This is a genomic window from Paenibacillus sp. 598K (assembly GCF_003851045.1).
Taxonomy (GTDB): domain Bacteria; phylum Bacillota; class Bacilli; order Paenibacillales; family Paenibacillaceae; genus Paenibacillus_D.
Window position 1 is genome coordinate 56,306 of the sequence record NZ_BFBX01000027.1, and the last position, 527, is coordinate 56,832.

1 protein-coding gene is annotated in these 527 nt (G+C 65.1%); it reads left to right on the forward strand.

The window, feature by feature from the left end; translation table 11 throughout:
• The coding region (locus PA598K_RS10050; protein WP_148091930.1) for a UvrD-helicase domain-containing protein at positions 1 to 527 on the forward strand (527 nt) is incomplete at both ends.

Here is a 527-nt window from a genome sequence, read left to right on the forward strand (position 1 = left end):
GCCGCCGGCTCCGGCAAGACGGCGGTGCTGGTCGAGCGGATCATCCGCAAAATCTCCGGTAATACGGACGTCGACCGACTGCTGGTGGCGACGTTCACCAAGGCAGCTGCGGCGGAGATGAAGGAGCGGATCCGTCTGGCGCTGGAGCGCGCGCTACTGGAGCAACCACAATCCGAGCATCTGCGGCGGCAGCTGGCGATGATGAACCGGGCAGCGATTACGACGCTTCACTCCTTCTGTCTCGATGTAATCCGGCGCTACTATCCGATGATCGGCCTCGACCCGGGCTTCCGGGTCGCCAACGAGACGGAAGCCGAGCTGCTGCGACTTGATGTGCTGGATGCGTTGTTCGAGGAGCGATATGCGGCTGCCGAGACGGAGCCGGGCTTCCTTCGTCTGGCCGACGACTACGGCGGCGAGCGCGGCGACGAGCCGCTGTACCATCTCGTCCAGGAGCTGTACGACTTCTCCCGCAGCGATCCTTGGCCGGATCACTGGCTGGAGCGGGCGGCGTCCGGCTTCGAGAC